Origin of the sequence: Rhodococcus sp. 05-2255-3B1, assembly GCF_002258545.1 — a bacterium.
GTDB lineage: Bacteria > Actinomycetota > Actinomycetes > Mycobacteriales > Mycobacteriaceae > Rhodococcoides.
Map to the genome: position 1 here is coordinate 265,300 of NZ_NOZC01000003.1, position 15,775 is coordinate 281,074.

Annotated in this window: 16 protein-coding genes; all 16 read right to left on the reverse strand. The window is 65.6% G+C overall.

The window, feature by feature from the left end; all coding sequences use genetic code 11:
- Positions 1-5 precede the first annotated feature (5 nt).
- Entirely contained in the window at positions 6-1,556 is a 1,551-nt protein-coding gene (locus CH249_RS01790; RefSeq protein WP_094682656.1) for a hypothetical protein, read from the reverse strand.
- Positions 1,553-2,395: a hypothetical protein gene (locus CH249_RS01795; protein WP_094682657.1), complete on the reverse strand. Its 843-nt coding sequence runs from the start codon at positions 2,393-2,395 to the stop codon at positions 1,553-1,555. The genes CH249_RS01790 and CH249_RS01795 overlap by 4 nt, the downstream gene beginning before the upstream one ends.
- Positions 2,392-6,246, reverse strand: a complete 3,855-nt coding sequence (locus CH249_RS01800; RefSeq protein WP_094682658.1) for a hypothetical protein — start codon at positions 6,244-6,246, stop codon at positions 2,392-2,394. Before CH249_RS01800 ends, CH249_RS01795 begins: the two co-directional genes overlap by 4 nt.
- 90 nt (positions 6,247-6,336) lie before the next feature.
- Positions 6,337-6,549, reverse strand: a complete 213-nt coding sequence (locus tag CH249_RS01805) for a hypothetical protein (RefSeq protein ID WP_094682659.1) — start codon at positions 6,547-6,549, stop codon at positions 6,337-6,339.
- A 32-nt stretch (positions 6,550-6,581) separates the two neighbouring features.
- On the reverse strand, positions 6,582-7,115 hold the full coding sequence (locus tag CH249_RS01810; RefSeq protein WP_094682660.1) for a hypothetical protein: 534 nt from the start codon (positions 7,113-7,115) through the stop codon (positions 6,582-6,584).
- A gap of 3 nt (positions 7,116-7,118) precedes the next feature.
- Entirely contained in the window at positions 7,119-7,940 is an 822-nt protein-coding gene (locus CH249_RS01815; protein WP_094682661.1) for a phage tail tube protein, read from the reverse strand.
- Between the two features lie 2 nt (positions 7,941-7,942).
- Positions 7,943-8,401 (reverse strand): minor capsid protein, encoded by a 459-nt coding sequence (locus tag CH249_RS01820; protein ID WP_094682662.1) that lies wholly within the window; start codon positions 8,399-8,401, stop codon positions 7,943-7,945.
- Entirely contained in the window at positions 8,398-8,724 is a 327-nt protein-coding gene (locus CH249_RS01825) for a hypothetical protein (protein ID WP_094657955.1), read from the reverse strand. Before CH249_RS01825 ends, CH249_RS01820 begins: the two co-directional genes overlap by 4 nt.
- A gap of 11 nt (positions 8,725-8,735) precedes the next feature.
- On the reverse strand, positions 8,736-9,056 hold the full coding sequence (locus tag CH249_RS01830; RefSeq protein ID WP_094657956.1) for a hypothetical protein: 321 nt from the start codon (positions 9,054-9,056) through the stop codon (positions 8,736-8,738).
- Positions 9,056-9,466, reverse strand: coding sequence for a hypothetical protein (locus CH249_RS01835; protein ID WP_143544349.1), 411 nt, complete (start codon positions 9,464-9,466; stop codon positions 9,056-9,058). Before CH249_RS01835 ends, CH249_RS01830 begins: the two co-directional genes overlap by 1 nt.
- Positions 9,459-10,028 (reverse strand): hypothetical protein, encoded by a 570-nt coding sequence (locus CH249_RS01840; RefSeq protein WP_094657958.1) that lies wholly within the window; start codon positions 10,026-10,028, stop codon positions 9,459-9,461. The genes CH249_RS01835 and CH249_RS01840 overlap by 8 nt, the downstream gene beginning before the upstream one ends.
- A 61-nt stretch (positions 10,029-10,089) precedes the next feature.
- Complete coding sequence (locus CH249_RS01845) at positions 10,090-11,052, reverse strand: major capsid protein (protein WP_094657959.1); 963 nt, start codon at positions 11,050-11,052, stop codon at positions 10,090-10,092.
- A 56-nt stretch (positions 11,053-11,108) separates the two neighbouring features.
- Positions 11,109-11,741: a hypothetical protein gene (locus CH249_RS27725; protein ID WP_094682663.1), complete on the reverse strand. Its 633-nt coding sequence runs from the start codon at positions 11,739-11,741 to the stop codon at positions 11,109-11,111.
- Positions 11,742-11,880: 139 nt separating this feature from the next.
- Complete coding sequence (locus tag CH249_RS01855; RefSeq protein ID WP_094657961.1) at positions 11,881-12,183, reverse strand: hypothetical protein; 303 nt, start codon at positions 12,181-12,183, stop codon at positions 11,881-11,883.
- On the reverse strand, positions 12,180-14,294 hold the full coding sequence (locus CH249_RS01860) for a toxin glutamine deamidase domain-containing protein (RefSeq protein ID WP_094682664.1): 2,115 nt from the start codon (positions 14,292-14,294) through the stop codon (positions 12,180-12,182). Before CH249_RS01860 ends, CH249_RS01855 begins: the two co-directional genes overlap by 4 nt.
- A complete protein-coding gene (locus CH249_RS01865; protein WP_179273095.1) occupies positions 14,266-15,762 on the reverse strand; it encodes a phage portal protein in 1,497 nt (498 codons plus the stop codon). The genes CH249_RS01860 and CH249_RS01865 overlap by 29 nt, the downstream gene beginning before the upstream one ends.
- Positions 15,763-15,775 lie beyond the last annotated feature (13 nt).

Sequence of the window (15,775 nt, forward strand, 5' to 3'; positions counted from 1 at the left end):
GCCTCCTAGACGCTGTTGGAGTTGCCGCGCGAGTAGCTCACGAGGCTCTGTTGCCCGACGACGAGCCGTTCGTAGATTCCGCGAATGCGGTTGCCCTCGCCGAGTACTGGACGCTCGACGATTCGACCGTCGCGTTTGTCGGTGACCGTCACGCTCGAGATGTACTGCTCGATCGTGGTTCCCTGGTCGTAGAAGGTGTGAATGTCACCGAGCTGGTAGCGGCGTCCGGAGCCGTCGTCGACTCCGAAGCTCATGCCGCGCCCGTCTGCACCGCCCGACTGGACGGTGAGTTCTATTGCCTCGCTACCGGAGTGCTCTTTGAGAGCACCTTGCGCGGTGGCGTACGCGTCGAGGCTGTACGCGGCGGTGTTGTCGGCGAAGATGTCGGCGAACGCGTCGTCGATTCCGATCTCCGCTTCGAGGTCGTAATCGATGAACTGCTGGTAGGCGAAGAAGATGTTGTCGAACAGATCTCCGACGACCAGGCCGAGACCGAGACCGGGAGCAATTGCGTTGAGCAGCAATTGAATCGCGAAGTTCGCACCCCACTCGATCACTTGGTTCAAGATCTCGGGGGCCTTGCCGCCGACCACGGCCCTCGTCGCGGTTGCGTGCGAGGTGTCGTAGTTCATCTCGAGCACCTGAGTGCCGTCGGTGCTCCACTGCACCTGACGCTTGTCTTTCTTCGCGATGGTGTCGAAAACGTAACCGGCCCTGGGCATCCGTCCCCAACTGCTCGGATCGGTCAGGCCCAGGTAGTTGTTGGGATTGGTGAAGTTCAGGAAGTTGTCGCTCGTGACGTCGAGGATCGACTGGAGCTGCGAGAGCGTCGTCGCGTTGAACACCTTCGGCGACGGGCCGATGCCGTCCCACAGGTCGAGCTTCCACCCGAAATCGAGGCGATCGCGGGTGAGCGAGAAACCGTCGTTGAGCTGGGTGAAGCGCATCGAGATCACGGCGAGCTCCTCGATCGCGTTACCGACCAAGCTGAGCAACGAATCGAGTGAGTTGAACGACGCGAGGTCCGGATAGTCGCTGGTCGTGGTGTGCAGCGGCATCGCGGCGCAGATCGGCCGGCGCGTCCGCACCCACGTCTTCGTGCCGAAGTACTTGAGTACGAAATCCGGGTTGCCGAACATGACGTCCTGCTTGCCGGTGAGGCCGATCTGGAACTCCGGAGGGAACATGGAATTGACCCAGGCGAGACCGCGCTGGAGCCAAAACTTGTAGTCCACCCCGGTGAATCGGATCGTCGGATTGCGCGGGTTGCCGGACGTGTTGTGCGTCATCAGGCGTCCGGTCCACGGGATGCCGTTGCGAATCACGCGAATGTGAATCGCTTTGCGCCGCAGTGCTCGTAGACGCGGGATCAGGCGGTGACCCGGCTTGAGCTCGAAGCTGATGGTGCCCGGGAGGTACCAGTGGTACATGATCTCGGCCTGGGTGTACGAGCCGAGCGGTGTCCACTCGATGATCTGGCCGGAGCGCGTGCCGAGCTCGATGTTGAGTATGTCGACGTCGACGGTGTTCGGCCGAGCCCAACCCGGGGGGCTCATGCGGCCTCGTAGTAGAGCTGCGGCAGAACGACTTTCAAGCGAGTTGCTGCACTGGTACCGGATCCGGTGATCGTCACCGGAATGGGAACGGGATTCTTCGGATCGCTGGCCGGAGCTCGCTTGTACCAGCGCCGGCCGATCGCTGACCGCTCGACGCCGAGGTGGTCACGGATCTCGAACCAATCCGGATCGGTCTCGATCGTCCACTTCTGGCCCGCGCCGATGCTCGGCAGCGCGACGGCCTCACCGTCGAGTCCGAGTGTGGGGTTGGTGATGGGCCCGGTGAGCTCGAAGTACGGCCACACGCGCTCGTCGGAGACGTTCACGACGCTGGCCCCGGCGAACTGCGCGGAGGTGAAGGTGCGCTCGTACGGCAGGGTGCGCCACCAGGACTCGTCCGAGCGCAGCATGACGCCGTCGTACTCGAAGCAGCCGAGGTAGCGCGTACGGGTGTAGTCCGGACTGGGGAGCAGCTTGGCCTTGCGGACGAGCTGGAAGCGCTCCTCGACCGTGCCGTCGGAGCGAGGCGAGCGCGCAGTGAACCGGCCCAACTTCTTTCCGTCACCGATCGCGCGGCGGAAAGCCTTCTCGACTTCCACTGCGAGCTCACCCGGGAAGAGCTGCGAGCGTACGAACATGGTGACGAAGTTCGGGTCGTACATTGTCGCGTTCCACGTCACGCCATGCTCGTCGACGTTCTGGACGTCCGCGTGGGTGAACTCCGCGCCGCCGAGTCCGTCGATCGTCACGATGCGCATGCGAGCGATCGGGTCGCCGAGGCCTCCGAACGGCCACACCGAACCGTCGACGCCGAGCAGCTCGTACTCGATCGCCTTCACGCGAAGCCGGCCTTCATCAGCGCCATGTCGGCTGCGCCGGAGTTGGTGTCGAGATCGATCTTGGCCTGCACCAACCCACCTGCCTGCAGCGTTTTGATCATCTCCTGCTGTTGCTCGACGAGCTGATTGAGCGCGCCGATGATCGCCTCGCCGCCGGGGATGGTGTTCGAGCTCGTGTCGAACTCCGGCTTGACGAGCTGGCCGAGATCCCACTGGCCGGACTGCGCCATGCCGATCAGCCCGCTCGCTCCGGACAGCGCTGCGAAGCCCATTCCGATGCCGAGTGACGCTGCCTCATAGATGTTCCGAGGCTTCATCGAGTCGGACCGGTCCGGGCCGCTGTAACCGCCGAAGCCCGGACTCACGCCGCCGTTGGCGAACGCGGTCAGTCCGTAGCGCTCGCGTGCACTCTTCGCGTCGACGAGAGTCAGGCCGCGACGTCGAGCCCATTCGGCGCCGATTGCGACGTGTTGCCGCTGGTCGGTGTCGGGAATGAAAAACTCGTCGTTCTGCTGCCTGTCACCGACGACGCGCCAGGTGTTCGGCGGCACGACCTTCGCGTCCCGTCCGGACATGGGCGAGAGTCCGCCGGCAGCGTAGGCGCGAATGATGTTGCCGTTCGCGTTGGCCGCGAACTGTTGCTGCAGGCTGGCGTACGCAGCATCGTCCATGCCGAGCTGAGTGCGAAACCTCCGCTCCTCGACGGTGACGACGTGAGTCGAGCTGGTGTTCAGTCCGTTCAGGCCGTCGACGCGGGCCCGGACGACGTCGGTGTTGTCCGAGATCGCGAACGAGCCGTCCGGGAGCTGGGTGACGTGCGCACCGACCGCGATGAGCCGTTGGATCGTCTCGGGTGAGTTGTCGGTGACGACGATGTTCTTGTCGTTGTTGATCGTCGTCTCGACCCCGACCTCACGAAGCTTGTCCACGACTGCCTGTGCGCCCGGGGCGTCGACCGTGATGGCCTTGATGGGCGGCAGTCCGTCGATGGTGCCGCGAGCTGCGTCGAGAGCCTGCTGAGCGGATGTGGTGTTCGCGGTGAGGGTGAAGCCCTTTCCATCGGGCAGCTCGTCGACCGTGAAGTGCATCGCCTCCAGGGCAGCTCGGGCTTCGTCGGTGAGCGACTTCACCTCGATCGTCTGCGAGTCCGGCATCCCGGTGATCGTGTCGCCGAGGGTCTCGACGAGCTCCTGTGCGGCCTGAACACTCTTCGTATCGAGGTTGATTGCGACGTTCTCCGGGAGCAAACCCATCTGCAGCGCAACGGCTTCGGCCTGCGTGCGCGTCAGGCCCATCGCCTCGGCAGTGCGTAGGAATTCGTCGTACTGCGGCTGCAGCGCGGCCTTGACGGCGTCCGAGGAATTGGTGACGGTGTACATCGCCGCGGCGAGCTGGTTGTAGCTGTCCGCGAACGAGCTCACCGAGTCCTGTGCCTTCGATCCGGCTTCGGTCTTGGTGTCGATGTTGCCGCGGTCGTCGACGCCGACCTCGCCGAGGGTGCCCTTGAGCCCGTCGAGGTCGCGCATCGAATCGTTCACGGCCTGTTGCGCTTCGGGCAGCGCGAGCTTGTCTTCCTTGAGTCCGGACAGCGCCTTCGCCAGTGCGTCGACCTTGCTCGCAGCGCCGTCGGTCGACTTCGCGAATTCGTCCATCGCCTCGGCCATGGCACCGAGCTCGGCGGTGCCATCGTTGGCGAATGCGACGTCGCCGCCGGATGCGGCAATCCGCTTGAGCTCGGCCTGCTTGGCTGCGATCTCCGCCGTCGCCTTGTCGTACGCGTCGAGCATCTGGCCGGCGGGAGTGTCCTGGTCCGCGTTGTACTGCCCGTCGCCCTCGAACAGCTCACCGGAGAAGAACTTGCCGAAGTCACCCTTGACCTCGTCCCAGAATCCCATCTGCGAGACCTGCTCGTCGTGCATGCGCATGAGCTCTGCGCGCGTTGCCTTAGCGGCCGACTGCATCCCGGCGAGGCCCTTGGCTGCGCGGTCCGTGGAGATCCCCGCGTCGTCGAGTGCCTCGCCGAGCGACTTCGACCCGTCACGCAGCTTGATCGTCTCGAGCGCCGCAGCCGCGGCCTGCTGGCCTTGCGCGGTGAGCTTGCCGCCGGAGAGCTCGACCTGGGTGGCGGTGTCGACGACGGCAGCCTTGAGGTTCTCTGCGTAGCGCTTGGCCTCGGCGTTGTTCTGCATGAAGATCGCGAGACCTGCAGCGGCAGCGGCGAAGGCGACGCCCCACGGTCCACCGAGGAACCCGACGAGCGAGCCAGCACCGGCACGGAAGGCCGACATGCCCATCGTGCCGACGTTCCGCATGGTACTACCGAGGGTCGTGACGCCACCGTTGGCATTGCGGGTGGCCTGCTGCAGGTAGCCGAACTGGGTGCGCATCGCGCTCACGGCGGAGGTCGTCGTGGTTCCCAGTCCGGCGATGGCTGCACGGCCCTGACCGATTCGCTGGACGAGACTCTGGCCGATCTGACTGCCGGCCAACATGGACGCGAGCTTGAGCGCCACGAGCGCGCCGATCGCGGCTTGAATCGGACCGGGCAGGCCTGCGAGGAACGTCGCGAGAGCGCCGACGCCGTCTGCGAGCATGCCGACGACGGCCGAGGTTCCGGACAGCGCGGCCATGCCGGGTCCGGAGAGCAGCGACACGAGCGCCTGGGCGGCAGGCATGAGCTTGTTGCCGACAGCGACCGACTGGGCCTCGAAGTCGGCGCGCAGGGTCTTGAGCCGGTTCGACAGCGAGCCGGACGTCTTCTCGAAATCGCCTTGCATGTAGGCGGTTTGGGCGAGCACCTCGGCGTAGGCGACCTGGACTCGGACGGCCGGTTCGAGCGCTTCGGACGTGTTCTCGATCAGTCCCATTTTCATGGCCCGGGTCTTGAGAATCGTCTCGTTCATGATGACGCCGTAGGCCTCGATCGGATCCGACTCACCGCGGAACGCCGCGCCGATAGCCTGGATGGCTTGCTCGGGGCTGGTGTTCTTGAAGCTGGCCATATCGCCTGCGAGCGTGGCCATCTGGACCGAGAACTTCGCGTTCTCTCCGGCGGCGAGGTTGGCCTGCTTGCCGTAGGTGCCGAACGTAGCCGCGGCCTCGCGTGCGGAGAGCTCGGTCATGCCGATGGCCTTGCCCGCGCCCTCGGCGAAGGTGTAGATCGTGCCGTTCGCAGTACCGAAGATCGTGTCGATCGCGTTCATGGACTCGTCGAGATCCGATGCAGCCATGACTGATTCCTGGAAGAACGCGAGCAAGCCAGTGGCCGAGGCTGCCAGGCCCATTGCGCCGAGAGCTTCCTTCGCTCGATCGGCAGCCTGCGAGAGGTCGGAGACGCCACCCTCGGCGACGTCGGCGTCATCGGCGGCCGATTCGAGTCCGGCCGAGACACCGACCGTGGTGGCCACGAGATCGCCGAACGACGAACCGGTCTGCGCCGCTTGCTGTTCGGCCTTCTCCCACTGAGATGTGACCGAGCTCGTCGCGTCGCCCGCGCTGTTCATCGCGGTAGCAGCGGCGGCAGCCGACTGAGCGAAGTCGCTCATGTTCTTCGATGCGCCGCCGGCAGCGCGTCCGGAGGCAGTCAGTCCGCCGCCCGCTGCGACGCCGGCGGATCCGGATCCGGACAGCGTCGAGACCGCGTGCTGAGTGGCGGTCTGTAGGCCGGTCATCTCGCCCGCGGTGGACTTGGCAGCGTTGGCCGCGGTGGCGAGTCCCGAGCTCGCGCCCGCGGCCGCGGTGCCGGCGTTCTTGACGTTGCCGGTGAACTGGAGAACCTTGCCACCGGCCTGCTCGAACCCGGTGCCTGCGTTCTTCGTGCTGCGCTGCGCCTGACCCTCGAACGTCTTCACGTCGGACTGGGCGCGCGTGAGCGTGGACTTCCAGTTCTTGTCTACGAGTTCGAGATTCGCGCGGATCGTGCCGACGTCGAGTGCGATGGGTCAGCCCTCCTTCCCGGCGGTCGCCTTGAGTACTCGGTGCAGCCGAGAGTCGGAGTCGGTGATGAGCCCGACGATTCGGGTTTGGAGCCAGCGCCAGGAACGCTGGAGGAGAATTCCGGAGTCGAGGTCGATTCCGTAGATGCTCTGGTCCTGGAAGTCGAGCTCGACGGCGGTCCAGGCATTGAGGACGTCGTGCCACGTCCACTTCTCCACGACCGCCGCCGGCCGTTTGTTCGGCTGTTCGGTCAGGTCGCGGTACCAGGCGCGGATGCCGAACTCTTCTTCGAACGGCCCCCCGCCGGGGTCTTCCGGGCCGTACGTGCCCGGGGCGCACGTGAGCGCCCCGTTGCACTCGCCTCTGCAGTAGCAGCGCCCTTCGCCCCCGGAGCCGCTTTCTTGCTCGGCTCCGGGGGCCTCGGGTTTCCCTGGTCACCGACGCCGGTGTGCCAGGCGATCTGTGCGACGGTGGCCCCCATGCCGAAATGCATGAGCGCCGTGCGCCCGACGTGCCAGATCTCGGCCCAGCTCACGCCGTCGGCGCGCATCTCGCCGTACACACCGCCAGACCACAACCCGGTCCTGTCGTCGCGAGTTGCGCCCAGCAGGCCGAACACCAGCGAGAGTTCCTGTGCGTCGTCGATCATCGCGTCCTTCTCGGCGAACACCTGATGAATCCGCAGACCCTCGTCGGCGCTCGGCGAGGCGATCCGGTACGTCTTCTCTCCGACGGGAAGCAGGAGATCCGGGTCGAAGAACTCCCGAAGGTTGTCGTAGGCCATGGGTTATGCGGCCTGACCGTTGATCAGGGTGGTGACCTCGCCGCCCTTGTCAGCGCTGCCGGTGAGCGCCGACGTGTCGAGCACGAGCAGCGGCACGTCGATGCCTGCGAGGGTGCCCTGGAATGCGACGTCCCACGCGTTCAGGCCTGCCACCGCGGTGACGGCGACGTTGCCCGCACCGATGGTCGACAGACCGGTGAGCGCGGTCAGCACCTGCGCAGCCGTGGCGGTCGGCGCGAGACCTGCCGTGGACTGGCCGAGGAACTTCGCGATGAACGTGCCACCGAGGCCGGTGCCGATAAGGCGGATCCGCTGAACCTCGTTGACCGGCGTCGTCTGCGGGCGGGCGATCCTGGTCGGCTTGCCGCGGCCGGACAGCGTGGCCTGGTAGTTCTGCAGATCCTCGTTGCCGCCACCGACGTCGGTGTACTCGACCGCGAAGTTGCACCGGTAGCCCTCGTCGATGTCATCGGTTCGCCAGTACCGGATGTCGGCGACGTTGTCGTAGCCGACCTGGGTGCCGAGTGCTCGCAGGAATGTGGTGCCGGGATCGGGCACGACGGTCGACAGTGACCGCTCGCCCTTGACCTTGCCCTCGATCGCGATGTCGAGCTTCTGCTTGGTCACGAGCTCCGAGCCGTAGCCGTCCGAGTCGTTGTCGGAGTCGTCCTGCTTGGTCGCCGTCGTCTTCGGCTCGATCTTCGACGTACCGCGCAGCCACGCCCAGACAGGCGACGCGTAGGTGCCGGTGTTGATCTGCATCGCCCACGCTGCGGCGCGGAAGGTGAACAGCAGACCGGAATTCGGGGGCTTGAGTACAGGCATTGTCAATCTCCTGGGTTGAGGGTGATGCGATAGGTGTCAGCCCGCATGTAGCGGCCCGTGGTGTCCGGAGTGGACTCCGTGCTCACCGTCCGAAAACAGGTGAGTACGTTCACGCCTCCGGGCCACCGCTGGCGATCTGCGGTCGACTCGAAGGTGTGAAGGTGGTTGAACACCGCATCCGCCGGGTCGTCGACGGCACGGACAGATCGGCCGGCACCGCGGAATCGGAGCCGGACGTAGAGATCGGGATTGTGGGCATCCCGATCGCGCCTGTCGTCGATGACGGAGATGGTGACCGCGGTGTCCGGGGTGTCCGGCATGACCGCGCGGAGGTACACCGCCGGCTTGACCGGATCGTTGGTGGTGCCGTACTGCTCGGACTCGTAGTAGCGAGCCAGGCCGGCCGCGGCGAGGTGTAGCGCCAGGGCCGTCCGGAGCTGGCTGCGGGTGGTCTGGCTCATCCGCCGAGTACTCGCGACATCGCCTCGGCGACATGCTGTTCGAGCTGCGGGCCGAACTTCTCCGTCGGCTCCGAGAGGAACTTCGCTTGACCGCGTTTGTGCTCGAAGTCCTCGCGCTCGTGCTGCTTCTTTCCGTAGGCCTTCGTGAATCCGACGGACGCCTGCAGACCCTTCGCCTTGGCCATGCCGCTGGCACTGAGTGCGCCGGACTTCACCGGGATGTACACCGAGCGGACCTCGTCGAGCAGTGCTTCGGCCGCGGCCGCTACGCCCGCCTCGGCTGCCTGCTCGGCCTGGTGAGCCCTGGACCAATCGATAGGCACGATGGAACCTCCTAGACGATTTCGAGCGCCTGGTATGCGACGGTGACGTTGTCGCGCTTGTAGACCAGGCGGGATTTCTCGACGATGCAGACGCGGTTCTGCTCGCCCTCGGGGAGAGTCAGGCGAGATCCGGACGGGACGACTGCGACACCGGCGGGAAAGAGCACGAGCGTGTCCGAGACCACCTCGGAGCTCTCGGAGTCGGCCGAGGTCCGAGAGCGGCTTGTGCGCCGCCCCGGAATGACCACCTTCGGCGCGAACTCGTTCTCGATCGCGTTCTCTCCAATGAGCCGCTCGACGCCGATGGGCGTCCGGAACGAACTGGGGCGCATCAGCCCGACAGCGACACGATGTACGCGCCGGCCGATCCTGCGAGGGGACCGTTGGTGGACGTCGGGTGGAGCTTCGAGGTCTCGGCCGCGGTGAGGTAGATGAACTCCTCGGGCGCGGCCGCGAACCGGGTCGTCACGTCCGGATACGTCTCCTCGGTGACGCGCCATCCGATGCGCATGTTTTCGATCGCACGGGTGACGACGTCGACCCCGACCCCGCGCACGAGCACAGGATCGAGCGCGGCCGCGGTGAGGTGCGCGTTGATCGTCGGCACCGCCCGGAGCATCTCCGAGCAGGCGCGAGCGATGAACACCTCCACCTGGGCCCGTACAGGCTCAGCGAATTCCTCGCCGAGCTGAGCCTGTACGGCCTCCACGGTGACCAGCAACTGGAGTGGCGTATCAGCCATCGAGTCGCTGGCCTCCCACTGCCCCTGTCTCGGTGCGCAGGACCACCGACTCGCCGGTTTCCAGATTGCGGCGAACCCAGACCTTCGAGCCGTTCGGCGCGGTGGACTCGAACTGCTCGAAACGGTCCTTCGACTCGTCGCGCTGCGGCTTGGTCGGGAACTGCGCGGGCACAACGGCGTTGACCGTTCCGACCGCCAGCGCCTCGGCACCGGGGATCGGCGTCACGCTCTGGGCGCGTTCGAGCGGATCGGTCGTGTCGGCCGGACCGTCGCCCGGAGCAGTCACCGACGGCTTCGTGAAGTCCGAGTCGAGAGTGGTGCTCGCGGTCGACGTCGACGGAGCGATACCGAGCTCGGCCGCGACCTCTTCGACCACGGGCGACTCCTCGGTCGTGGTCTCGGGTGCCGCTGTCGCCACGGGCACGGGCTCGGTGATCGACGACTCGTTGTCGGCGTCGAACTTGGCGACGGCGGCGCGCTTGTCGTCGGCGTTGCCCTCGCTGGGGAGCCCGCGTGCTGCGAGCGCCTCTTCGAGGGCGGGTCCGGTCAGCTTGTCAGCCATGGTGTTTCCTTTCGATCGAAGTGCGTTGGGGGATAGCGCCCGCGAGGGCACTATGACGGGTTCAGAGGTTCCGAACGCCGCGCAGTCGAGCTGCGGCCTTGCCGCCGAAAGTCGCGACGCCGCAGTAGAACTCGATACGAGTCCGGTATGCGGGCTTGTCGGGCAGTTCCTTGCCGTCGTTGACCTGGTACGCGTCGACTCCGCCGTTGGTCAGCCCGGTGACAGCTCCGTCGCTTTCGTCCTCGCCGTACCGCACCGCGTACACCGACGCTGCGTCGGTTGCCGAGCCCTGAGTCTCGGTCTGCGGGATGACGTTCGCGCCGGAAGCGGTCAATCCGGCATCGAGCAGTGGGATTCCGTTCCACGTGACCTCACGCTTGCCGGTGAGGTCGCTGCGGACCATCTCCACGCCGCCGATCCGCCGCCCGGCGGACTTGGTCTTCGCGATGATGTTGGAGTTGGTGTACAGCGCGCCGTTCGTGGCGTTCAGCCCGGGAACGGCGGCAACCAGAGAATCGAGCGCGTCGAAGAATCCGTGACGCGTCGAGTCGTCGACGTTGATGCCGGCACCGTTGGTGGCGTAGTCGATCACCTGGTTGCCGGTGAGCCGCTTCCTGATTCCGTCGAAGCCCTTCGGGGTGACCGCGACGTCGCCGTTGAAGAACTGCTCGGTGAAGTAGAACGATGCAGCCTTGATCTTCATGCCGGTCTGGATCGCGCGCTGGTCGTTGAGATCACCGCGCGTCTTGACGATGAAGCGGTCGACGTCGGCGTCGCCACCGAGAATGACCAGCGACTCCGAGGCCTGGACGACCGTGCCCGTGGACTCGGTGTAGGCCTCGTTGACCGAACGGAAGGCAACGCCCGGGAGGCTCGCTTCCTTGTTGTACGCGTACGCGTTTCCTTCGATCGACAAGAACGGGATGCGATCGAGGATCGGATTGAGCTGGATGAACGTCTCGATGACGCCCCTCTGCAGCTTGGTGGTGGACAGCTTCGCTGCCTCGACCAGGGTTACGGCCATAGCCGACCTGCCTTTCTGTCGTTCGGATGCCGCCGGCTACTGGCCGCGCGGTGTTGTTACTTGTTGAGTTCCTTGTAGGCAGCACGCAACGTGCCCGCACCGGGAGTGGTCGCTTCCTCGACGTCCGAGCCCCGAGCGCCCGCGCCCGGGGTGTGGTCGCCTTCTCCGGAACTACGCAGGCTCGCCTTGATTTTCTTGGCGTCGGCCAGCATTTCCTCGTCCGTTTCCCCGCGGACGCGGTCTGCCCAGTCGACGGGAAGTCCTTCGGTGAGAGCTGCTCGCAGACGGCCGTTTTCGAGCGTCAGCTTGCCGTTGTCGGATTCGAGCTGGCCCACCCTGGTCTTCGACTCGTCAGCATCGCGCTGGAGTTTCTGATCGGCGGTGAGCTTCTCGTCCTCGGCTGCCTTGAGCTTTGCCTCAGCGGCATCAGCTCGTTTGCGCTCGGCGATGAGGGCTTTCTTGCCGCCGTCTCCGAGCTTGTCGTCATCGTCGCCGCCAGCGCCGCCGTTGTCGCCGCCGTCCGGATCGCCCGAACCGCCTGCACCGGCACCGCCGCCGTTGTCGCCGCCTGCCCCGCCCTCGGGCTCGTTGAAGAACCGGAGCCGGGGGTACCGCTCCTCGAATGCCGTTGCCGCCGTGCATCGCACACGAGCGGGGCCGGTGAACTGCGGGAGCTTGTTGACCTGCATTTTTCCTCCATCGCGGAGTCGCCCGCCGAGGATCGCCCTGGGCGGTGGAACATCCCAGCCGTCGCGGCGGGGAAGAATGTGCGCACGAAAAAGGCCCCGGAGCGAATTGCTCACGGGGCCTTGCTCTCGTGCGGGTGGTCTAGCTGGTAGGTACCTCGGTCGAGTGGACCGGCGTCATCTTGTCGAGGCGTTTGAAGTTCAGGATGACCGGCTCGAATGTGACCATCCCGCTCGACTTCTCGACGAATATCACCGGAACGTCCATCGCGGGCATACCGGCGGCGTCGAGTGCAGGCTTCTCGCTTCGGATCAGGAACGACTGGCCGTCTTCGGCTCCGTCGACGCTGGCGACGAACGGTTCCATCGATGGGAAGTGGCCGGCGTAGTCGCTTCGCGGGAACTCAAGCTCGACGCGGTGCCGCGCGTCGTCGAATGTGATCATCGCGGTACCTCCTCGATCGGCTTGATGAGCTCTGCTGGTGTGACGAGTGTACGCGTGCTGTCTACGGGCAGCTTGTCGTCGACTCGGTAGATGCGCGCGCCTTTGCGCGGCCCGTGGAAGTCGATGCGCGCAAGGTGATCGGAGGCGTCGAGGTCGCCTGGCTGTGCATCGTAGAACCGGACCTTCCCGTTCTTGCCGACCTCGAAGTTGAAGATGTGCGCGCCGCCGGCCTTCCATTCGGCTGTGATCCATCCGCGCGTGCCCGGACCCCATGCCTGTGCAATGGAGGCGAGGTTCCCCGCCGACTTTGCGGTGAGGTAGTTCTGCCCCGACGACGGGGCTTGGCCGGTGTCCGTCCAGCTACCGAAGATCATTTCGTCGGTCAGTCCCTGGTCGTCGGGCTTACCTGGATGATTCCGGTAGTTCGGGTTCGCGGTGACGTCGTAACCGCGAGATCGGAGCTCGTAGGCCTGCGCAACGCGCTGGCAGTTGATCTGGTACTCGGTCCCGGACAGGTAGTTCGGGTTCGTCGCCCGAACGTCTCGCTCGATCGAGGTGCGGTGCCGATCGAGTGCGCCCTTGCGCTTGAGTCCCGGTAGCGGCCACTCCGAGGTCGGAGCGACGTTAATTTCGCCGGCCAGATGTAACGCGTCCTGCAGATTGCGCCGCCACTCGGCGCGATACTCGGTTGCCCACTTCGGCCCAATCTCGCTGCTGAGATAGAAGATGTCGAAGTCCGGATCGTTGAGCTCGTCTTCGACCTTGAGCAACTTGCGTGCGATCTTCTCGACGTCGTCGATCTTCGCGCGCTTGCCGTCCCGGAGGTCTCTCAGGTTCGCTCGATCGACGATCGCCCGGGCATGCAACGGCATGACGTCGATCGCGGTCTTGTCGGCTACGGCATCGAGCGCGGTCGCGGACTTGGCCACCTTGTTCTGCGCGGTCTTGATCTTCGCCGCCGCCCGCGCTGCCTTCTTCTCCTCGGCCGTGAGCTCGGGCTTTTTCGGCGCCGGTTTCGCATCGAGGTCGATCGACGGTTTCGGCTGCGGGCGAGGCTTCGGCGGTGGTGGAGTCTTGCCGGTGAGCGAGCCACGATTGCCAGGCTTGCTGCGGTCGAAGGCGTAGCCGTTGAGTTCGAGCAGGCGGAGGTATTCCTCGCGTGACTCGGCAATCTCGGCGATCGCTTCGGGCATGAGCCTCGGCGACGTCGCAGGTGTTTGCCCGCGTGAGCGAATCAGCTTGCCTGCGAATCCGCGCTTAGTGGTGCCCTCGGTGGAGATGAACAGGTCTTGGCCGTAGACGTTCGTGCGCGTGATCCGTCCGGCCCCGGTGGAAAGGCCGGCGTTTCCACGGCGGACGTTGACCACCTGGCCGATGTCGGCTCCGGAGCGGATCGCGTCGGCACCGTTGCGGGTGTAGATCTTGTTCTGCTGCTCCTCGGACAGCGCGTCGAAGGCCTCGCGCGGATCCGTGATGAGCTCCGGCGCGGCCTTCTCGGTCGTCGGGATGTGGCGGCACATGCACCGCGGGTGGCGCAGGAATCCATCCGACCAGCGGTAGAACCGGCCCGCGAGGACCGAGCAGCGTGAACAACCACCGACACGAACGAGCCGGGTGTATCCGATGCCCGGGCGCACCGTCAGCTCCAGCATCGTCGACGAGCGGCCCGCGTCGGCCACCTGCGTCAGTACTCGTTCCCCGAGCGCGGTCCTGCCCTTGCCCCAGGCCTCGCGCACGACGGCGTCGTTGACCTCGTCGGCCTGTGCGATCGCCGACTTCGCGGTGATCACCGCGCCGTACAGCAGCGAGTCCAGGGGCCGGCCATCGGAGGCGACACCGACCAGCCTGGACGGGTCGATCGACGCTTCCGGATCTCGGTCGGCACCGATCTCACTCAGTGCGCTCTTGACGTAGTCGCCGCCGCCACTGACCGCGCGAGCTTGCGCGGCGGTGAGTACTCCGACGAGCAGGTCTGCGTTCGCCTCGAACCATCCGTCGAAGTCTTCGGGCGGAGTGGTGCCCCAGAGGTTCCCCGTCGCGTAGATCGCCGCGGCGGTGACCTTCTGCTGGTCTCGGTAGTGGTCAGCCGCCGTCGTTGGCTGCGTTGCCATCGTCCGTCGGCTCCGGAGCGGGTGTCAGCGCCGCCATGGCCGCCATGGCGACCTCGTTCTGCTGCGTGCGTTCTTTGTCGACCAGCGTCATCCAACCGTCGACCTTCGGCGGTGTGGCGTCGGGCAGCATCTCGAAAGCCGCCTGCTTCGGGAACCCGGCACCGATGAGCTTCACGACGCCGTCGATGATCTGGGAGAAGCTCTTGGCCTCGGTGTCACCCCAGATGATCTCTATCGAGTAGTCGTCTTTGCCCTCTTTGCCGCGGGCGATGTTGGCGAGTCGGACGACAGTTTCGAGAGACTCGCCGCCAGCGCGTTTCATCTCTGCGACAAGAGATTTCAGTGTGGATTCGGCACCGGTGAGCGCGTCTCCGGAGAGGTTCGCCATGCGGGTGAGCAGGTATTGGGGCGGAACCTGGCCGGTGGCGAACAGGCTGGTCAGAAAAGTGTCGTACACGCTGATGTAGTTCTGCAGGTTCGACTCGTCCAGGTCGTAGACCTTGGTATCGACGCCGGGAAACACCAGCGCTCGATCGACGCCGATTCTGCCCGGTGAGCGAAGCATCGGCTGCTCGTGCCCGTTCGCGTCGAGAATCGGGCTGCCGTTCTCGTCTCGCTTGACCAGCACGTTGCCCTGCGCGTCGCGCATCACGGGGTCGTAGCCGGAGAACACGCGCTGCCGGAACGCCGAGAACTGCATCGCGAGCAGGGTGTTGAAGCGGATGGTGTTCACCGCGTCCTGCTGCGGCATCAGCGGCTCGATCGCAGAGCGCGGGATTCCGTCGGCGTCGACGTTGAAATCGCAGGCCACGAAGGGCAGTTCGCCGAGGCCGTGCTGGCCCTCGCGGGTCATCGTCCACTCGCCGTTCAATCCGCGTCGCTCGAAGCGCTTCCAATCCGTGGCGTCGTAGACGTAGGTGACCCAGAGGGTTTCGTACGACGCCATGAGCGAGCTCGGCAACACAAGCGAGCTCGGGGACCTATCGGGGTCCTCCGAGAATGTCTTGATCGCGAATTTTCCGGTGAACGGGTCTTCGGGATCGGGCTCGATCCACACGCGCTTGCTGTTCTCGACGGAGATCTTCGGGCGGTCCGGGTTCGCCGGGTTCTTCGACACCGACCAGATTCCGCGGCCGTGAATCTGGGCCTGCAGGAACACGATCTGCTGCCGGGCATCGATGTGGTTCGGCTGGATGACGTTGCGCCACATCTCCAGATCGACCTTGCCGTCACCGCCCATGATGCCGTCGGCGCGCATGCGCTGGACCGGTGCCTTCATTGCCAGACCGAGCCAGTTGGCGATCGACTGCTTCTGCAGCGAGGCGTACTCGGCATTCACACCCTCCGGCGCGAACGGGTCGTCCTGGATGCCCTCGAAATACTCCTGGCGGCGTTGCCACTGCGGGAGCTGCTGCTTGAGCCGCTCCAGACCGATATCGAGGTATCGGCGCGCTGTGCGTACGTCCACGCCACCTCCTGAT

Bases quoted from the DNA above. Each gene is read 5' to 3' on its own strand.
- CH249_RS01820 (WP_094682662.1), bottom strand. From the start codon at position 8,401: ATGAGCCAGACCACCCGCAGCCAGCTCCGGACGGCCCTGGCGCTACAC.
- CH249_RS01840 (WP_094657958.1), bottom strand. From the start codon at position 10,028: ATGGCTGACAAGCTGACCGGACCCGCCCTCGAAGAGGCGCTCGCAGCA.
- CH249_RS01810 (WP_094682660.1), bottom strand. From the start codon at position 7,115: ATGGCCTACGACAACCTTCGGGAGTTCTTCGACCCGGATCTCCTGCTT.
- CH249_RS01845 (WP_094657959.1), bottom strand. From the start codon at position 11,052: ATGGCCGTAACCCTGGTCGAGGCAGCGAAGCTGTCCACCACCAAGCTG.
- CH249_RS01855 (WP_094657961.1), bottom strand. From the start codon at position 12,183: ATGATCACATTCGACGACGCGCGGCACCGCGTCGAGCTTGAGTTCCCG.
- CH249_RS01835 (WP_143544349.1), bottom strand. From the start codon at position 9,466: ATGGCTGATACGCCACTCCAGTTGCTGGTCACCGTGGAGGCCGTACAG.
- CH249_RS01830 (WP_094657956.1), bottom strand. From the start codon at position 9,056: ATGCGCCCCAGTTCGTTCCGGACGCCCATCGGCGTCGAGCGGCTCATT.
- CH249_RS27725 (WP_094682663.1), bottom strand. From the start codon at position 11,741: ATGCAGGTCAACAAGCTCCCGCAGTTCACCGGCCCCGCTCGTGTGCGA.
- CH249_RS01790 (WP_094682656.1), bottom strand. From the start codon at position 1,556: ATGAGCCCCCCGGGTTGGGCTCGGCCGAACACCGTCGACGTCGACATA.
- CH249_RS01860 (WP_094682664.1), bottom strand. From the start codon at position 14,294: ATGGCAACGCAGCCAACGACGGCGGCTGACCACTACCGAGACCAGCAG.
- CH249_RS01815 (WP_094682661.1), bottom strand. From the start codon at position 7,940: ATGCCTGTACTCAAGCCCCCGAATTCCGGTCTGCTGTTCACCTTCCGC.